The sequence below is a fragment of the Emcibacter sp. SYSU 3D8 genome (assembly GCF_039655875.1).
Lineage (GTDB): Bacteria > Pseudomonadota > Alphaproteobacteria > SMXS01 > SMXS01 > RI-34.
The window spans coordinates 409,467-426,233 of record NZ_JBBYXK010000001.1 but is presented as its reverse complement, the minus strand read 5'-3'; the positions used below and the strand labels follow the sequence as shown (position 1 = coordinate 426,233).

Annotated in this window: 16 protein-coding genes and 4 tRNA genes; all 20 read left to right on the top strand. The window is 62.2% G+C overall.

Annotated features, from left to right (window positions below):
* Positions 1-110 precede the first annotated feature (110 nt).
* The 20 genes from WJU21_RS02150 to nuoK all read left to right on the top strand — a co-directional run bounded on the left by WJU21_RS02150 (position 111) and on the right by nuoK (position 16,765).
* Positions 111-195 (top strand) — tRNA-Leu (locus WJU21_RS02150).
* Between the two features lie 50 nt (positions 196-245).
* Positions 246-1,589, top strand: coding sequence for a trigger factor (tig, locus tag WJU21_RS02145; RefSeq protein ID WP_346321729.1), 1,344 nt, complete (start codon positions 246-248; stop codon positions 1,587-1,589).
* Between the two features lie 125 nt (positions 1,590-1,714).
* A complete protein-coding gene (locus WJU21_RS02140) occupies positions 1,715-2,344 on the top strand; it encodes an ATP-dependent Clp protease proteolytic subunit (RefSeq protein ID WP_346321728.1) in 630 nt (209 codons plus the stop codon).
* A gap of 115 nt (positions 2,345-2,459) precedes the next feature.
* Positions 2,460-3,731, top strand: a complete 1,272-nt coding sequence (gene clpX, locus WJU21_RS02135) for an ATP-dependent Clp protease ATP-binding subunit ClpX (RefSeq protein WP_346321727.1) — start codon at positions 2,460-2,462, stop codon at positions 3,729-3,731.
* A gap of 126 nt (positions 3,732-3,857) precedes the next feature.
* A complete protein-coding gene (gene lon / locus WJU21_RS02130; protein WP_346321726.1) occupies positions 3,858-6,266 on the top strand; it encodes an endopeptidase La in 2,409 nt (802 codons plus the stop codon).
* Positions 6,267-6,434: 168 nt separating this feature from the next.
* Positions 6,435-6,707: an HU family DNA-binding protein gene (locus WJU21_RS02125; protein ID WP_346321725.1), complete on the top strand. Its 273-nt coding sequence runs from the start codon at positions 6,435-6,437 to the stop codon at positions 6,705-6,707.
* Between the two features lie 96 nt (positions 6,708-6,803).
* Positions 6,804-6,879, top strand: a tRNA-Val gene (locus tag WJU21_RS02120).
* A 330-nt stretch (positions 6,880-7,209) separates the two neighbouring features.
* Positions 7,210-7,286: transfer RNA gene (locus tag WJU21_RS02115), tRNA-Asp, on the top strand.
* A gap of 82 nt (positions 7,287-7,368) precedes the next feature.
* Positions 7,369-7,445, top strand: a tRNA-Asp gene (locus WJU21_RS02110).
* A gap of 140 nt (positions 7,446-7,585) precedes the next feature.
* Positions 7,586-7,951 (top strand): NADH-quinone oxidoreductase subunit A, encoded by a 366-nt coding sequence (locus WJU21_RS02105; protein WP_346321724.1) that lies wholly within the window; start codon positions 7,586-7,588, stop codon positions 7,949-7,951.
* Positions 7,921-8,496 carry an NADH-quinone oxidoreductase subunit B family protein gene (locus WJU21_RS02100; RefSeq protein ID WP_346321723.1) on the top strand — a complete coding sequence of 192 codons (576 nt, stop codon included), beginning with the start codon at positions 7,921-7,923 and terminating at the stop codon, positions 8,494-8,496. The genes WJU21_RS02105 and WJU21_RS02100 overlap by 31 nt, the downstream gene beginning before the upstream one ends.
* An 8-nt stretch (positions 8,497-8,504) precedes the next feature.
* Positions 8,505-9,125: an NADH-quinone oxidoreductase subunit C gene (locus tag WJU21_RS02095; RefSeq protein WP_346321722.1), complete on the top strand. Its 621-nt coding sequence runs from the start codon at positions 8,505-8,507 to the stop codon at positions 9,123-9,125.
* The gene (locus tag WJU21_RS02090; RefSeq protein WP_346321721.1) at positions 9,125-10,303 is read left to right on the top strand and encodes an NADH-quinone oxidoreductase subunit D; all 1,179 of its coding nucleotides are present in this window, start codon (positions 9,125-9,127) and stop codon (positions 10,301-10,303) included. Before WJU21_RS02095 ends, WJU21_RS02090 begins: the two co-directional genes overlap by 1 nt.
* Positions 10,300-10,905, top strand: coding sequence for an NADH-quinone oxidoreductase subunit NuoE (nuoE, locus tag WJU21_RS02085; protein WP_346321720.1), 606 nt, complete (start codon positions 10,300-10,302; stop codon positions 10,903-10,905). The genes WJU21_RS02090 and nuoE overlap by 4 nt, the downstream gene beginning before the upstream one ends.
* Positions 10,905-12,191, top strand: coding sequence for an NADH-quinone oxidoreductase subunit NuoF (gene nuoF, locus WJU21_RS02080; RefSeq protein WP_346322437.1), 1,287 nt, complete (start codon positions 10,905-10,907; stop codon positions 12,189-12,191). The genes nuoE and nuoF overlap by 1 nt, the downstream gene beginning before the upstream one ends.
* 10 nt (positions 12,192-12,201) lie before the next feature.
* Positions 12,202-14,262, top strand: coding sequence for an NADH-quinone oxidoreductase subunit NuoG (gene nuoG, locus WJU21_RS02075; protein ID WP_346321719.1), 2,061 nt, complete (start codon positions 12,202-12,204; stop codon positions 14,260-14,262).
* On the top strand, positions 14,255-15,304 hold the full coding sequence (gene nuoH / locus WJU21_RS02070) for an NADH-quinone oxidoreductase subunit NuoH (protein ID WP_346321718.1): 1,050 nt from the start codon (positions 14,255-14,257) through the stop codon (positions 15,302-15,304). The genes nuoG and nuoH overlap by 8 nt, the downstream gene beginning before the upstream one ends.
* Before the next feature lie 10 nt (positions 15,305-15,314).
* Positions 15,315-15,803 carry an NADH-quinone oxidoreductase subunit NuoI gene (gene nuoI / locus WJU21_RS02065; RefSeq protein ID WP_346321717.1) on the top strand — a complete coding sequence of 163 codons (489 nt, stop codon included), beginning with the start codon at positions 15,315-15,317 and terminating at the stop codon, positions 15,801-15,803.
* Positions 15,804-15,843: 40 nt separating this feature from the next.
* Positions 15,844-16,455 (top strand): NADH-quinone oxidoreductase subunit J, encoded by a 612-nt coding sequence (locus WJU21_RS02060; RefSeq protein WP_346321716.1) that lies wholly within the window; start codon positions 15,844-15,846, stop codon positions 16,453-16,455.
* A 1-nt stretch (position 16,456) separates the two neighbouring features.
* Positions 16,457-16,765 carry an NADH-quinone oxidoreductase subunit NuoK gene (gene nuoK / locus WJU21_RS02055; protein WP_346321715.1) on the top strand — a complete coding sequence of 103 codons (309 nt, stop codon included), beginning with the start codon at positions 16,457-16,459 and terminating at the stop codon, positions 16,763-16,765.
* The last annotated feature ends 2 nt before the right edge of the window (positions 16,766-16,767 follow it).

Below are 16,767 nucleotides of genomic sequence, written 5' to 3'. Positions count from 1 at the left end.
AGCGGCCCGCCGCGAAGGCCAATCCAAGATCGCTGGTGCATTTCAAAAAAGTTATGCTATACGTCCGCCCCCTGAGCGGGGCGGGATTGCTGCGGATGCGCCAGAGACTGGCGGGCGTGGCGGAATTGGTAGACGCGCCGGATTTAGGTTCCGGTGAGGAAACTCGTGGGGGTTCGAGTCCCTTCGCCCGCACCAACGCAGTCTCCGCCTTAAACATTGTTGCACAACAGAATTCGGACGATCTAATGCAAGTCACCGAAACCAACGCCGAAGGCCTCAAGCGCGAGTACAAGATTACCGTCGAGGCGGACGTCATCGACAGCAAGCTCGACGAGAAGCTACAGCAGCTCGCCGGCCGCATCCGCCTGCCGGGCTTCCGTCCCGGCAAGGTGCCGGTCGGTCATCTGCGCAAGCTGCACGGCGACGCGCTGATGGGTGAGGTGCTTGAGGAAACCGTCAACGCCACCACCCGCGAGGCGCTCGAGAAGAACGAGCTGCGCCCGGCCATGCGCCCGAACATCGAGATCACGTCGTTCGAGCGTGGCAGTGCTCTTGAATACCAGCTCTCGGTAGAAGTGCTTCCCGAGATCATTCCCGGTGACCTGGGCAAGGTGAAGCTGGAGCGGCAGACCGCGCCGGTCGGCGACGCCGACATCGAGGAGGCGCTTCAGCGTATCGCCGAAGGGCAGAAGGCCTACAAGACCGCCGCGAAGACCTACAAGGCAAAGAAGGATGACTCCGTCGTCATCGATTTCCTCGGCAAGCGCGATGGCGAACCCTTCGAGGGCGGCACGGCCGAGGATTACGAGCTGGTGCTGGGCTCGAATTCGCTGATCCCCGGCTTCGAGGACCAGCTGATCGGCGCCAAGACCAACGAAAAGCGCGATGTCAACGTCACCTTCCCGGACGATTACGGCTCGGAAGAGTTGGCCGGCAAGGACGCCGTATTCGAAGTGACGGTCAAGGAAGTGAAGAAGCCGATCGCGGTGCCGATCGATGACGAACTGGCCCAGAAGGTCGGCCTCGAGAGCCTGGAGCAGCTGCGCGAGCGCCTCAAGGAGCAGGTGGCCGCCGACTTCAACCGGGTCTCGCGCATGAAGCTGAAGCGTTCCATGCTCGACCAGCTTGCCGACATGCACGACTTTCCGGTACCGGAAGGCATGGTCGATATGGAGTTCAACCAGATCTGGCAGGATTTCGAAACCAGCCTGAAGCAGGAAGGCAAGACGCTCGAAACCGCCGACAAGCCGGAAGACGAGCTGCGCACGGAATATCGCGAGATCGCGGTGCGCCGCGTCCGTCTTGGCCTGCTGCTCTCCAATATCGGCGACAGCAACGAGATCACGGTCAATGCCGAGGAACTCAACCGGGCCATCATGATGGAAGCCCAGCGGTTCCCGGGCCAGGAGCGCCAGGTGTTCGAATTCTACCAGAAGAATCCGGATGCCATGCAGCAGGTCCGCGCCCCGATTTTCGAGGAGAAGGTCATAGACTTTATCCTCGAGAAGGCCGAAGTTACGGAGAAGGAAGTCGACCGGGAAACGCTGTTGAGCGATCCCGAGGAAGACGCCGCCGCCGACTCCAAGTAACCTCGGGTCGGCGCGCGCGTCGGACCGAACCGGGGGCAGGGCGCCCAGAAATTGTCCTGCCTCTACCAAATCCAATCGCGAAGTCCATCTGTATGAGGATGGGCTTCCGGCTACAAGGCGGTGACATGAGGGATCCACTGGAAATTTACGGCGCGCTCGTTCCCATGGTGGTCGAGCAGAGCAATCGCGGCGAACGGGCGTACGATATCTATTCGCGCATGCTCAAGGAGCGCATCATCTTTCTGGTGGGGCCGATCGACGACCACGTCTCGAGCTTGATCTGTGCCCAGCTGCTGTTCCTCGAAGCCGAGAATCCCAGCAAGGAAATCGCCCTCTACGTCAATTCGCCGGGCGGTATCGTGACCTCAGGCCTCGCGATCTACGACACCATGCAATACATCAAGGCGCCGGTGTCGACGGTGTGCATCGGCCAGGCCGCGTCCATGGGGTCGCTGCTGTTGCAGGCGGGCGAGCCGGGACGGCGCTTCGCCACTCCCAATGCCCGCGTCATGCTGCACCAGCCCTCGGGCGGCGCGCAGGGGCAGGCGAGCGATATCGAGATTCATGCTCGCGAAATCCTCGCCATCCGCGAGCGTCTCAACCAGATCTATGTCAAGCATACGGGTCAGGACATCGAGACGATCCGGCGCGCGCTGGAGCGCGACAACTTCATGACGGCGCAGGATGCGAAGACCTTCGGGTTGATCGACGAGGTTTTCGAGAAGCGTCCCGATCCGCAGAGCAAGGCGGCCTGATGCGGCGCATGGAGCGGACTTCTGCCTTTCACGCGGCGTTGAGCCGTAACATTGGCATTGATTGCCCCGGCTTCGCCCGGATAGCATGGATTGAAACGACGGTACGACACGGGTAATGACCAAGACCAGCGGCAGCGGCGACTCCAAGAATACGCTTTATTGTTCTTTCTGCGGAAAGAGCCAGCATGAGGTGCGCAAGCTCATTGCGGGTCCGACGGTGTTCATCTGCGACGAATGCGTCGAACTGTGCATGGACATCATCCGCGAGGAGAACAAGAACTCGCTGGTGAAGACCGGCGACGGCATCGCCACGCCGGCCGAGATCTGTCGCGTGCTGGATGATTATGTCATCGGCCAGGAAGTGGCCAAGCGGGTGCTCTCGGTCGCGGTTCACAATCACTACAAGCGGCTGAATCACGCGTCGAAAAACAACGACGTGGAACTGTCCAAGTCCAACATCCTGCTGATTGGCCCGACGGGCTGCGGCAAGACGTTGCTGGCCCAGACCCTGGCCCGCATCCTGGACGTACCGTTCACCATGGCCGACGCCACCACGCTGACCGAAGCCGGCTATGTGGGCGAGGATGTCGAGAACATCATTCTCAAGCTGCTGCAATCCGCCGACTACAATGTCGAGCGTGCCCAGCGCGGCATCGTCTATATCGACGAGGTCGACAAGATCAGCCGCAAGTCCGACAATCCGTCGATCACCCGCGACGTGTCGGGTGAGGGTGTTCAGCAGGCGCTCCTCAAGATCATGGAGGGCACTGTCGCCAGCGTTCCGCCCCAGGGCGGCCGCAAGCATCCCCAGCAGGAATTCCTGCAGGTGGATACCACCAACATCCTGTTCATCTGCGGCGGCGCCTTTTCGGGACTCGAGAAGATCATCGATGCCCGCGGTGCGGAGAAGTCGATCGGTTTCGGCGCGAATGTGGTCGGGCCCGAGGATCGCCGCACCGGCGATATCCTGCAGAGCGTCGAGCCCGAGGATCTGCTGAAATTCGGCCTGATCCCCGAATTCGTCGGCCGCCTGCCGGTGCTCGCCACCCTGGGCGATCTGGATGAGAGCGCGCTGATCGAAATCCTGACCAAGCCGAAGAACGCGCTGGTCAAGCAGTACCAGCGCCTTTTCGACATGGAAGGCGTATCGCTCGGTTTCACGGACGATGCATTGCATGGCGTCGCCAAGCGGGCGATCAAACGCAAGACCGGGGCGCGCGGCCTGCGGTCCATCATGGAGAGCATCCTGCTCGACACGATGTACGATCTTCCGGCGCTGGAAGGCGTGGGTGAGGTGGTCATCAACAACGAGGTTGTCGAGGGCCGCGCCCAGCCGCTGTATATCTATTCCGATCGGCGCGCCGAAGACGTCGGCAAAGGCGCGTAATATCCGTGTTCCCCCGTCCTGTTCGGGCGGGGGTTGATCTTTCGTAACCCGATCGCCACATGAGCGGGTACGATAGAATGGGGCTGCCGAGTCGGTTGGCCCCCAGATATGGATCGAATGGAAGCCATGCAGAAGACAGACAAGTCCAACACGTTCCCTGTTCTGCCATTGCGCGACATCGTCGTGTTCCCGCACATGATTGTTCCCCTGTTCGTGGGGCGCGAGAAATCCGTGCGGGCGCTCGAGGACGTGATGAAGGACGACAAGAAAATCCTCCTCGTTACCCAGAAGGACGCCGGACAGGATGACCCTGGCCATGCGGATATTTTCCGTGTCGGCACCATCGCGTCGGTTCTCCAGTTGCTCAAGCTGCCTGACGGCACCGTAAAGGTGCTGGTCGAGGGCGGTGCACGGGCGCGGCTGGACGAGTTCGTCGACAATCCCGAATTCTTCGAGGCGACGGCGTCGGAGATCGATGAGACGCTGGCCGAGCGTACCGAGCTCGAGGCACTGGCGCGCTCGGTGGTCACCCAGTTCGAGCAGTATGTGAAGCTGAACAAGAAGGTGCCGCCGGAAGTTCTCGTTTCGGTCAACCAGATCGAGGATCCGGCCAAGCTGGCCGACACGCTGGCGTCGCATCTCTCTGTCAAGATCTCGGAGAAGCAGGAATTGCTCGAGATGGAGGACGTGGGCAGCCGCCTTGAGCGGGTCTACGGCCTGATGGAGAACGAAATCGGCGTGCTCGAGGTCGAGAAAAAGATTCGCGGCCGCGTCAAGAAGCAGATGGAGAAGACCCAGCGCGAATATTATCTGAATGAGCAGATGAAGGCCATTCAGCGGGAACTCGGCGAGGGCGACGAAGGCGCCGACGAAATTGCCGAACTCGAGGACAAGATCGCGCGCCTGAAGCTGAGCAAGGAAGCCCGGACCAAGGCCGAAGGTGAGCTCAAGAAGCTGCGCAACATGAGCCCCATGTCTGCGGAAGCCACCGTCGTGCGCAATTATCTCGACTGGCTGCTCAACATTCCGTGGGGCAAGTCCAAGAAGGTGCGGACCGATATTCATGTGGCCGAGCAGGTTCTGGATACGGACCATTACGGCCTTGAGAAGGTCAAGGAGCGCATCCTGGAATATCTTGCCGTCCAGCAGCGGACCAAGAAGATCCGGGGACCGATCCTGTGCCTCGTCGGCCCGCCCGGCGTCGGCAAGACCTCGCTCGGCAAGTCCATCGCCAAGGCGACCGGGCGCGATTTCGTTCGCGTGTCGCTGGGCGGCGTGCGCGACGAGGCCGAGATTCGGGGCCATCGCCGGACCTATATCGGTTCCATGCCCGGCAAGGTCATCCAGAGCATGAAGAAGGCGGGCAGCAACAACCCGCTGTTCCTGCTCGATGAGATCGACAAGATGGGCGCGGATTTCCGGGGCGACCCGTCCTCGGCGTTGCTCGAGGTTCTGGATCCCGAGCAGAACAGCACGTTCAACGACCATTACCTGGAGATCGACTACGACCTGTCGAAGGTGATGTTCGTGACGACGGCGAATACGCTCAACATTCCCGGCCCGCTGATGGACCGCATGGAGATCATCCGTCTCAGCGGCTACACCGAGGACGAGAAGATCGAGATCGCCAAGCGCCATCTGATCAGCAAGCAGCTGGAGCAGAACGGCATCAAGAAGGGCGAGTGGGAAATCACCGACGAAGCCCTGCGCGACATGGTCCGTTACTACACCCGCGAGGCGGGCGTGCGGAGCCTGGAGCGCGAACTGGCCAAGCTGGTTCGCAAGGCGATCCGCGTGCTTGTCGGCGGCGAAGCCGACCAGGTGCGGGTCACGTCCGAGAACCTGGGTGATTACCTGGGCGTTCGCCGCTTCCACTACGGTATCGCCGAAGAGGAAGATGGTGTCGGCGTGGTCACCGGCCTGGCGTGGACCGAAGTGGGCGGCGAACTGCTGTCCATCGAGGCCGTGCTTGTTCCGGGCAAGGGCAAGATGACGATCACCGGCAAGCTTGGCGATGTGATGCAGGAATCGATCCAGGCGGCCGCCAGTTTCGTGAAGTCGCGGGCGACGACGTTCGGGATCCATCCGCGCATCTTCGAAAAGCGCGACATTCACATTCACGTGCCCGAGGGCGCCGTGCCCAAGGACGGTCCGTCGGCGGGTGTCGGCATGGTCACGTCGATCGTATCCGTGCTCACCAACAACCCGGTCCGCAAGGACATCGCCATGACCGGCGAAGTCACATTGCGGGGCCGGGTGTTCGCCATCGGTGGGCTCAAGGAGAAGCTGCTGGCCGCACTGCGCGGCGGCATCACGACGGTGCTGATCCCGAAGGATAACGAGAAGGATCTGGCGGAGGTCCCCGACAATGTGAAAGCCGGGCTGAAGATCATCCCGGTGGGCACCGTCGAGGAAGTGCTGTCCCATGCACTGACCAAGCCGCTGACTCCGATCACCTGGGAAGAGGACGATTCGGTGGGCTCGCTGAGCAAAGACGCGCCCAAGGGAGATGCCGAAGGGCTGGTTACTCACTGATCCTCTCCTGACGACAGTTCGAAAACGGACAAAGCCCCCGAAAAGCGCAGAATTTCAGCGCATTTCGGGGGCTTTTCCTTTGACCCTTATAGGTGCTGGCTCTAAACTCTCGGTTCTCTCGCAAAGAGGGACCTGTTGGACAAATCATCTACAAACAAGGGGGTTGTCGTGAACAAAAACGACCTGATCGCGGCCGTTGCAACCAGTGCAGGCCTCTCCAAGACGGATGCGGCAAGTGCGGTTGATGCCGTTCTCGATGGAATTTCGGGTGCGCTGGCTAAGGGCGATGAAGTCCGTCTCGTCGGCTTCGGCACATTCAGCGTCGCCAAGCGCGCCGCCACTACCGGCCGCAATCCGCGGACTGGCACTGCCATTGACATTCCTGCGTCCACCCAGCCCAAGTTCAAGGCTGGCAAGGCGCTGAAGGACGCCGTCAACTAAGGCGTTTCCCGACGTTCCGGGTTGTGGGCCGGCCGCCTGTTGAAGGGCGGTCGGTTTCATTTATTCATTCAGAAGACCATATATTCCAAATGCTTCGGGCGGTTAGCTCAGTTGGTAGAGCATCTCGTTTACACCGAGAGGGTCGGCGGTTCGAGCCCGTCACCGCCCACCAGCCTGCGCGCAGATAAGCGAGCGCAGCGAGACAATTCCTGCAAGATACGGCGCCGGCACTAGGCGCGATCCGAGCCGCCTGGGCGGCGCCGGTGCGAAATCGGCATCGTCCAGCAGCGAGAGCCGGCCCGGTGGCCGGTGCGGCCGCTTCGGGCGAGGCGAGGGCTCTGGGGCCGAGAAATACCCGATCTCCGCCGCTGGCCGGGCCTTTGCTAAAAGCGCTTCCCAGGCAGTTTCCATCTGCGATGCTGTTATCCCCAAAATCTTCGGACTATCGGGGCATTATCCGTTGACACCATCCGGGGGCTGCCGTAAACGGAGCCTCCCTTGCGGGGGTGTAGCTCAGTTGGTTAGAGCGTCGGCCTGTCACGCCGAAGGTCGCGGGTTCGAGTCCCGTCACTCTCGCCACTTCTCTCCGTATTCCGGTCGGCCGCGCGCTGGTGAATGCGCCACGCGGAAGATTGAATTACGACGTTTCATCCGCTTTTGCGGGGGTGTAGCTCAGTTGGTTAGAGCGTCGGCCTGTCACGCCGAAGGTCGCGGGTTCGAGTCCCGTCACTCTCGCCACTTTCCCACAGTTCTGGCCTGCAAAATCACAGGTCCATGGGATTTGACACAAAGGGTGCGCCGACTATACTGCGCCCCGATCGATCCCAGCCGGACCGATTGGTAAGCCGAACTTACAACGCAAAATCAGACGGTTTCCGATGCAGGGTTTGCTCGCCGAGTACCTACCTATCCTATTGTTTCTTGGCGTCGCCACAGCCTTCTCGCTGATCATGATCGGGGCCGCCGTGTTGGTGGCCCGCCAGAATCCTGACCCGGCCAAACTGGCTGCTTACGAATGCGGTTTCGATGCCTTTGGCGACAGCCGCGGTCAGTTCGATGTGCGCTTCTATCTGGTCGCCATCCTGTTCATCATCTTCGATCTCGAAGTCGCTTTTCTGTTCCCGTGGGCTATCTCACTGGGTGGCATAGGATTGTTCGGGTTTTGGTCGATGATGATCTTCCTGGGCGTGTTGACCGTCGGGTTCGTCTACGAATGGAAGAAAGGGGCGCTGGAATGGGAGTAGCAAATCCGCTCGCAGTGGCCGGCCGGCCGCTGGACACCTCCACCGCCGCATCGCGCGACTATTTCGAGGGCCTGTCCGGCGATCTGACCGAAAAGGGCTTCATCGTCTCCAGCCTGGATGACCTGATTACCTGGGCGCGCACCGGATCGTTGTGGTGGATGACTTTCGGTCTGGCGTGCTGCGCGGTCGAGATGATGCAGGCCAGCATGCCGCGCTACGACATGGAGCGCTTCGGCTTCGCACCCCGCGCGTCACCGCGCCAGTCTGACGTGATGATCGTCGCCGGCACGCTGACCAACAAGATGGCGCCGGCGCTGCGCCGGGTCTACGACCAGATGCCCGAGCCGCGCTACGTGATCTCCATGGGCAGCTGCGCCAATGGCGGCGGCTACTACCATTATTCCTATTCGGTCGTGCGCGGCTGTGACCGTGTGGTCCCTGTCGACATCTACGTTCCGGGTTGCCCGCCGACCGCGGAAGCGCTGGTTTACGGGATTCTGCAACTGCAGAAGAAGATCCGGCGGACCGGAAACCTGTCGCGATAGAGGCTATGATGGACGGCGCGCTACACGAGCTTGGCGACCATATCGCCACCAGCCTGCCGGATGTCGTGACGGGCTTTGAGGTTCGTCTCGGCGAACTGACGGTCGGCGCCCATGCCGCGCATATCAACCGCTTGTTGAAATTCCTGCGCGACAACACGGCGTGCCAGTGCCAGCAGCTTGTCGACATCTGCGGCGCCGATTATCCGAACCGGCCACTGCGTTTCGACGTGGTCTATCATCTGCTCAGCCTGACCCATAACCAGCGCGTCCGGGTGAAGGTGCAGACCGACGAGGACACGCCGGTGCCGTCGGCTATCGAGGTTTTCGGCTCCGCGAGTTGGTTCGAGCGTGAATGCTGGGATCTGTACGGCGTCATGTTCACGGGGCATCCGGATCTGCGCCGGATTCTGACCGACTACGGCTTCCAGGGATTTCCGCTGCGCAAGGATTTCCCGCTGACCGGCTATGTCGAGGTGCGCTATTCGGAAGAGCAGAAGCGCGTGGTTTACGAGCCCGTCAGCCTGATGCAGGAGTTCCGGGACTTCGACTTCATGAGCCCGTGGGAAGGCGCCAAATACATCCTGCCTGGCGACGAAAAGGCGCCGGGCGAGGGCGGGAAGCAGGGCTGATGGCGGACGTAGAGCTCAAAAACTTCAACCTTAACTTCGGCCCGCAACACCCTGCGGCGCATGGTGTTCTTCGCCTGATCACCGAGCTTGACGGCGAGATTGTCGAGCGTCTCGACCCGCATATCGGCCTGCTTCACCGCGGCACCGAAAAGCTGATCGAATACAAGACCTATCTGCAGGCCGTGCCCTATTTCGACCGGCTCGATTATGTCGCGCCGATGAACCAGGAACATGCCTTCGCGCTCACGGTGGAAAAACTGCTGGGCTGCGAGGTGCCGGTCCGCGGCCAATATATCCGCGTGCTCTATTCCGAGATCGGCCGGATCGCCAATCATCTGCTGAACCTCACCACCCACGCTCTGGATGTGGGCGCCATGACGCCTATCCTGTGGGGGTTCGAGGAACGCGAAAAGCTGATGGTGTTCTACGAACGGGCCTGCGGCGCCCGGTTGCACGCGGCCTATTTCCGGCCGGGCGGCGTCCACCAGGACCTGACGCCCGAGTTGCTGGCAGACATCTTCACCTGGACCGATACGTTCCCGGCAGTTCTCGCCGACATGGAAACCATGCTGATCGAGAACCGCATCTTCAAGCAGCGCAATGTCGACATCGGCATCGTGACGGCGGAGCAGGCGTTCGATCTGGGGTTTTCGGGACCGCCGCTGCGGGCCTCGGGCATCGCGTGGGATCTGCGCAAGTCGCAACCCTATGACGGCTACGAGAAGTTCGACTTCGATATCCCGATCGGCAAGCACGGTGATTGCTACGATCGCTTCATCCTGCGGCTGGAGGAAATCCGCCAGAGCCTGAGGATCATTAAGCAGGCAATCAACGAAATGCCCGCTGGGCCGGTCGCCTCGCTCGACCGCAAGATTGTGCCGCCCAAGCGCGGCGAGATGAAGCGCTCCATGGAAGCGCTGATCCATCACTTCAAGCTCTATACGGAAGGTTACAAGGTGCCGGAAGGCGAGGCTTACGCCGCCGTCGAGGCGCCGAAAGGCGAGTTCGGCGTCTATGTGGTCTCGGACGGCTCCAACAAGCCGTACCGCTGCAAGATCCGGGCACCGGGCTTTCCGCACCTGGCCGCCATGGATTTCATGTGCCGGGGGCATATGCTGGCTGACATTCCGGCCGTCCTCGGTTCTCTTGATATCGTGTTCGGGGAGATCGACCGATGAGCGGCGTGCACGCTGCCCCCTTCGTCCAGCCCTCCAGCTTCGAGTTCACTGCGGAGAGCATGGAGCAGGTCAACAAGCACATCGCCAAGTATCCCGAGACGCGCCAGCAGAGCGCGGTGATGCCGCTGCTCGATATCGCCCAGCGTCAGAACGGCGGTTGGCTGCCCGAAGCGGCGATCCGCGTGATCGGCGAGATGCTGAGCATGCCCTATATCCGCGTCTACGAGGTCGCCACCTTTTACACCATGTACAATCTGGCGCCGGTCGGCCGGCACTTCGTCCAGGTCTGCACGACCACGCCGTGCTGGCTGCGCGGATCGGACCAGGTGATGGAGGCCTGCCGCCAGTCGCTTGGCGTGCGCGCCGGCCATACCACGGAAGATGGAGCGTTCACGCTGCTCGAGGTGGAGTGTCTGGGCGCTTGCGTCAACGCGCCCATGATGCAGATCGGCGACGATTATTATGAAGACCTGGACGCGGACTCCACGAAGCGCATCCTGGACGATCTTCGGGCGGGCCGCACGCCTGCGGCCGGGCCGCAGGTCGACCGTGTCAACGCGGCGCCCGAGGGCGGACCGACCACGCTGAAGGAGACCGCATGATGCTGGCGGACCAGGACCGCATCTTCACCAATCTTTACGGTCTGCACAGCCCGTATCTGGACGGCGCCAAGACGCGCGGCGACTGGGACGGCACCGCCGCCCTGATTGCCAACGGCCAGGACTGGATCATCACCCAGATCAAGGAATCCGGTCTGCGCGGCCGGGGCGGCGCGGGTTTCCCGACCGGTCTGAAGATGTCGTTCATGCCCAAGGAGAGCGACGGACGTCCGTCCTATCTGGTCGTGAACGCCGATGAGGGCGAGCCCGGGACCTGCAAGGACCGCGAGATCATGCGGCATGACCCGCACAAGCTGATCGAAGGCTGCCTGGTGGCCGGTTTCGCCATGCGCGCCATTGCCGCCTACATCTATATTCGCGGCGAGTTCTACCGCGAGGCCGAGAACCTGCAGCGGGCCATTGACGAAGCCTATGACGCCGGCTTGATTGGCGAGAATGCCTGCGGCAGCGGTTACCGCTTCGACGTCTATGTCCACCGCGGCATGGGCGCCTATATCTGCGGCGAGGAAACCGCCCTGATCGAGAGCCTGGAAGGCAAGAAGGGGCAACCGCGCCTGAAGCCGCCGTTTCCGGCCAATATGGGCGTCTGGGGCTGCCCGACGACGGTTTCCAATGTGGAATCGATCGCCGTGATCCCGACCATCCTGCGCCGCGGCGCCACCTGGTTCTCGGGCATTGGCCGGCCGAACAACACAGGCACCAAGCTGTTCTGCATTTCCGGCCACGTGAACAAGCCCTGCACGGTCGAGGAAGCCATGAGCATCCCGCTGCGCGAGCTGATCGACAAGCATTGCGGCGGTGTGCGGGGCGGCTGGGACAACCTGCTTGCCGTCATTCCGGGCGGCTCGTCCGTGCCGGTACTGCCCAAGGCGATCTGCGACGACGTGCTCATGGATTTCGATGCGCTGAAGGCGGTGCAGTCGGGCCTGGGAACGGCGGCGGTGATCGTCATGGACAAGTCCACCGACATCGTGAAGGCCATCGCCCGGCTGTCCAAGTTCTACATGCATGAAAGCTGCGGCCAGTGCACGCCGTGCCGCGAGGGCACCGGCTGGATGTGGCGCGTCATGGATCGTCTGGTGCGCGGCGAGGCCGATGTGCCCGAAATCGATCTGTTGCAGGAAGTGACCAAGCAGGTCGAAGGCCACACGATCTGCGCGCTGGGCGACGCGGCGGCATGGCCGATCCAGGGCCTGATCCGTCATTTCCGCCCGGAACTCGAGGCGCGTATTGCCGCCTACAAGAACGCCCAGGTTCAGGCGGCGTAGGGGAAACGGGATGCCAACGCTTACCATCGACGGCAAGGAAGTCACGGTCGGCCAGGGCACCACGGTGCTGCAGGCTTGCGAGGTCGCGGGCGTCGAAGTGCCGCGGTTCTGCTATCACGAACGCCTGTCCATCGCCGGCAATTGCCGCATGTGCCTGGTCGAGCAGGAAAAGGCGCCCAAGCCGATAGCCAGCTGCGCCATGCCGGCCGCCGACAACATGGTGATCCACACCAATACGCCGCAGGTGAAGAAGGCCCGCGAAGGCGTGATGGAATTCCTGCTGATCAACCATCCGCTCGATTGCCCGATCTGCGACCAGGGCGGCGAGTGCGACCTGCAGGACCAGAGCATTGCCTATGGCAAGGGCGCCAGCCGGTTCCACGAGAACAAGCGCGCCGTCAAAGAAAAGTACATGGGTCCGCTGATCAAGACGGAGATGACCCGGTGCATCCATTGTACCCGTTGCATCCGCTTTGCAGAGGAAGTGGCCGGCGTCGAGGAAATCGGCGCCATCGGGCGCGGCGAACACATGGAGATCACCACCTATCTGGAACAGGCCATGACGTCGGAATTGTCCGGCAACGTCATCGACCTGTGCCCTGTCGGCGCGCTGACCTCGAAGCCCTATGCCTTCACGGCACGGTCGTGGGAGCTGGAGAAGGTGGAGAGCGTCGACGTCCATGACGCCGTCGGCTCCAATATCCGCGTCGACTTCCGCGGCAAGGAAGTCATGCGCGTGCTGCCACGCCTCAACGAGGACATCAACCAGGAGTGGATCTCCGACAAGACCCGCTTCGCCTATGACGGCCTGAAGCGCCGCCGGCTGGATCGGCCCTATATCCGCAAGGACGGCAAGCTGCAGGAAGCCAGCTGGGCCGAGGCGTTCGCCGCCATTGCCGCACGGGTAGACGGCGTGCCGGCCAGCGGGATCGCTGCCATTGCCGGCGATCTGGCCGACCTGGAGGCCATGGCTGCGCTGCAGGACCTGATGGCCAAGCTGGGTTCGCCCAATATCGACTGCCGCCAGGATGGCGCGAAGCTCGATGCCACGGCGCGCGCGTCCTACCTGTTCAACAGCACCATCGCCGGCATCGACCAGGCTGACGCGCTGCTGATCGTCGGCTCCAATCCCCGGATCGAGGCGCCCATCATCAATGCCCGCATCCGCCAGCGCTGGCTGAGCGGCGGTTTGCGCGTCGGCGTGATCGGCGAACGGCCGGAGCTGACCTACGATTACGATTATCTCGGCGCCGGTCCGGACACGCTGGGCGAGGTCGCCTCGGGCGGCCATTCCTTCGCCGACGTGCTGCGCGGTGCGCAACATCCCATGATCATCGTCGGCCAGGGCGCGCTTGCCCGTGACGACGGCGCCGCCGTGCTCGCCGCCGCCCGTCAGATCGCCGACAGCTACGGCATGATCGGCGAGGGCTGGAACGGTTTCAATGTGCTGCACACGGCCGCCGCCCGTGTTGGCGGCCTCGACCTGGGCTTTGTGCCGGGCGAGGGCGGTCTCGACGTCGAGGGCATCCTGGCGGGCGCCGAGTCCGGCGCGGTCGAGGTGGTCTACCTGCTGCATGCCGACGAACTGGACACCAGCCGGCTCGACAAGGCCTTCGTGATCTATCAGGGCACCCACGGCGACGAGGGCGTCAAGCACGCCGACGTGATCCTGCCGGGCGCTGCCTACACCGAAAAGAACGCCACCTGGATCAATACCGAGGGCAGGGTACAGCTCGGCAACCGCGCCGTCTTCCCGCCCGGCAATGCGCGCGAGGACTGGACCATCATCCGGGCTCTCTCGGAAGTGGTCGGCGGCAAGCTTCCCTATGACAATCTGGGCGCGCTGCGCCGGCGGATCGCCGCCGCGCTGCCCCATGTGACCGCTGTGGACGATGTGGTGCCTGCCGAATGGACCGCGTTCGGCCAGGCCGGGGCGCTGGGCGATGCGCCTTTCGTCTCGACCGTGACCCAGCATTACCTGACCAACCCGATCTGCCGCGCCTCCTACGTCATGGCCGAGTGCCACGCCGTGATCGAACCGGCCCAGGAAGGAACCGGTACTCATGGCTAATCCGTTCCCGGAAAACGGACTCTTCACTCTGGTCTGGCTGGTGCTGTGCATTCTGGCGGTCATGCTGCCGGTCGTGATCGCCGTCGCGTTCGTGATTTATTTCGACCGCAAGATCTGGGCCGCCATGCAGCTGCGCCGTGGTCCCAACGTGGTCGGACCCTTCGGGCTGCTGCAAAGCTTCGCCGACGGCATCAAGCTGGTGCTGAAGGAAACCATTGTTCCGGCCAGCGCCAACAAGGGCGTCTATTTCATCGCACCGGTGCTGACGTTCGTGCTCGCCATGGTCGCCTGGGCGGTGATTCCATGGGGCTACGCCAACGGCGTGAAGCTGGTCATCTCCGACATCAATGTCGGCATTCTCTACCTGTTCGCGATCTCGTCGCTGGGCGTCTACGGCATCATCATGTCGGGCTGGGCGTCCAATTCGCGCTATCCGTTCCTGGGCGGCCTGCGCTCGGCGGCGCAGATGGTGTCCTACGAAGTGTCCATCGGCTTCGTGCTGATCACCGTGCTGCTGTGCGTCGGTTCGCTGAACCTGAGCGATATCGTCGAGGCGCAGCGCGGCACCTGGTACGGCATCCCGAAGTGGTTCTTCATTCCGCTGTTCCCCATGTTCGTGATCTTTTTGATCTCGGCGCTGGCCGAGACCAACCGGCCGCCCTTCGATCTGCCCGAGGCAGAGGCCGAACTGGTGGCGGGATACCAGGTGGAATATTCGTCCATGACCTTCGCCATGTTCTGGCTGGGCGAATACGCGAACATCCTGTTGATGTGCGCCATGATCTCGATCCTGTTCTTCGGGGGCTGGCTGCCGCCTTACGACGTATGGTTCCTGAACTGGATACCCGGTCCGATCTGGCTGATTCTCAAGATCGCCGTCTTCTTCTTCGTGTTCTCATGGGTCAAGGCCGCGGTGCCGCGCTATCGCTACGACCAGCTCATGCGTCTGGGTTGGAAGGTCTTCCTGCCCATCTCGCTCGGCGCGGTCGTGGTCGTGTCGGGTTTCCTGGTCGCCTTCGACCTACTGCCAAACAAGGGTTAGGAGCACGCCGATGTCGAGCTTCTCACGTGCCGCCAAGACGATCCTCCTCTGGGAGTTCGTGCAGGCCATGGCATTGACCATGAAGTACTTTTTCAAGGCCAAGCAGACCATCAACTATCCCTACGAGAAGGGGCCGCTGAGCCCGCGCTTCCGGGGCGAGCATGCGCTGCGCCGCTATCCGAACGGCGAGGAACGCTGCATCGCCTGCAAGCTGTGCGAGGCGATCTGTCCCGCCCAGGCCATCACCATCGAGGCCGAACCCCGTGCCGACGGCTCGCGCCGCACCACCCGCTACGACATCGATATGGTGAAGTGCATCTATTGCGGGTTCTGCCAGGAAGCGTGTCCGGTCGACGCCATCGTCGAGGGGCCGAACTTCGAATTCGCCACCGAAACCCGCGAAGAACTCTACTACAACAAGGACAAGCTGCTGGCCAACGGCGACCGCTGGGAACGCGAGATCGCCGCCAACCTTGCAGCCGACGCACCCTACCGCTAAGAACCCGGCCAGAAGAAGCCTAACCAGGAACGCTCACCGGATGATCCTGCAGACGATAACGTTCTATCTATTCGCCGCGATCACGGTCGCCGCCGGCTTCATGGTGATTGCCGCGCGCAACCCGGTGCACTCCGTGCTGTACCTGATCCTGGCGTTTTTCACGTCGGCGGGATTGTTCGTGCTGATCGGCGCCGAGTTCATCGCCATGATCCTGGTGATCGTCTATGTGGGCGCCGTCGCCGTGCTGTTCCTGTTCGTGGTGATGATGCTCGACATCAATTTCACCGAATTGCGCCAGGGCTTCCTGCAATATCTGCCGATCGGCGCGCTGATCGGCATCGTGTTGCTGGTCGAGTTGCTCATGGTGCTCGCCGGATGGCAGTTCGGTCCCGAGATCGCGGGCCAGGCCATGCCGCAGGCCACCACAGACGGCATGACCAATACCGAGGCGTTGGGCAGCGTCATCTATACCCAATATGTCTACGCGTTCCAGGCGGCGGGCGTGATCCTGCTGATTGCCATGATCGGCGCCATCGTGCTGACCCACCGCACGCGGCCGGGCGTCAAGAAGCAGCGCATTTCCAGCCAGGTCTACCGCGATCCCAAGACGACCATCGAAGTGAAGAAAATTCCGCCGGGGCAGGGGATCTGAAATGACGATCGGCCTTGAAAACTACCTGATCGTCGCCGCGATCCTGTTCACCCTCGGCATCTTCGGCATCTTCCTGAACCGGAAGAACGTCATCATCATCCTGATGTCGATCGAGCTGATGCTGCTGGCCGTCAACATCAACCTGGTCGCGTTCTCGGTGTTCCTGGGCAACCTGATCGGCCAGGTCTTCGCCCTGTTCGTGCTGACCGTGGCGGCCGGCGAGGCGGCCATCGGCCTTGCGATTCTGGTGATCTACTTCCGTAACCGCGGCACCATCGCCGTGGAAGACATCAGCCAGATGAAGGGTTGAGG

Bases quoted from the DNA above. Each gene is read 5' to 3' on its own strand.
- tig (WP_346321729.1), top strand. From the start codon at position 246: ATGCAAGTCACCGAAACCAACGCCGAAGGCCTCAAGCGCGAGTACAAG.
- WJU21_RS02140 (WP_346321728.1), top strand. From the start codon at position 1,715: ATGAGGGATCCACTGGAAATTTACGGCGCGCTCGTTCCCATGGTGGTC.
- clpX (WP_346321727.1), top strand. From the start codon at position 2,460: ATGACCAAGACCAGCGGCAGCGGCGACTCCAAGAATACGCTTTATTGT.
- lon (WP_346321726.1), top strand. From the start codon at position 3,858: ATGCAGAAGACAGACAAGTCCAACACGTTCCCTGTTCTGCCATTGCGC.
- WJU21_RS02105 (WP_346321724.1), top strand. From the start codon at position 7,586: ATGCAGGGTTTGCTCGCCGAGTACCTACCTATCCTATTGTTTCTTGGC.
- WJU21_RS02100 (WP_346321723.1), top strand. From the start codon at position 7,921: ATGGAAGAAAGGGGCGCTGGAATGGGAGTAGCAAATCCGCTCGCAGTG.
- WJU21_RS02095 (WP_346321722.1), top strand. From the start codon at position 8,505: ATGGACGGCGCGCTACACGAGCTTGGCGACCATATCGCCACCAGCCTG.
- WJU21_RS02090 (WP_346321721.1), top strand. From the start codon at position 9,125: ATGGCGGACGTAGAGCTCAAAAACTTCAACCTTAACTTCGGCCCGCAA.
- nuoE (WP_346321720.1), top strand. From the start codon at position 10,300: ATGAGCGGCGTGCACGCTGCCCCCTTCGTCCAGCCCTCCAGCTTCGAG.
- nuoF (WP_346322437.1), top strand. From the start codon at position 10,905: ATGCTGGCGGACCAGGACCGCATCTTCACCAATCTTTACGGTCTGCAC.
- nuoG (WP_346321719.1), top strand. From the start codon at position 12,202: ATGCCAACGCTTACCATCGACGGCAAGGAAGTCACGGTCGGCCAGGGC.
- nuoH (WP_346321718.1), top strand. From the start codon at position 14,255: ATGGCTAATCCGTTCCCGGAAAACGGACTCTTCACTCTGGTCTGGCTG.
- nuoI (WP_346321717.1), top strand. From the start codon at position 15,315: ATGTCGAGCTTCTCACGTGCCGCCAAGACGATCCTCCTCTGGGAGTTC.
- WJU21_RS02060 (WP_346321716.1), top strand. From the start codon at position 15,844: ATGATCCTGCAGACGATAACGTTCTATCTATTCGCCGCGATCACGGTC.
- nuoK (WP_346321715.1), top strand. From the start codon at position 16,457: ATGACGATCGGCCTTGAAAACTACCTGATCGTCGCCGCGATCCTGTTC.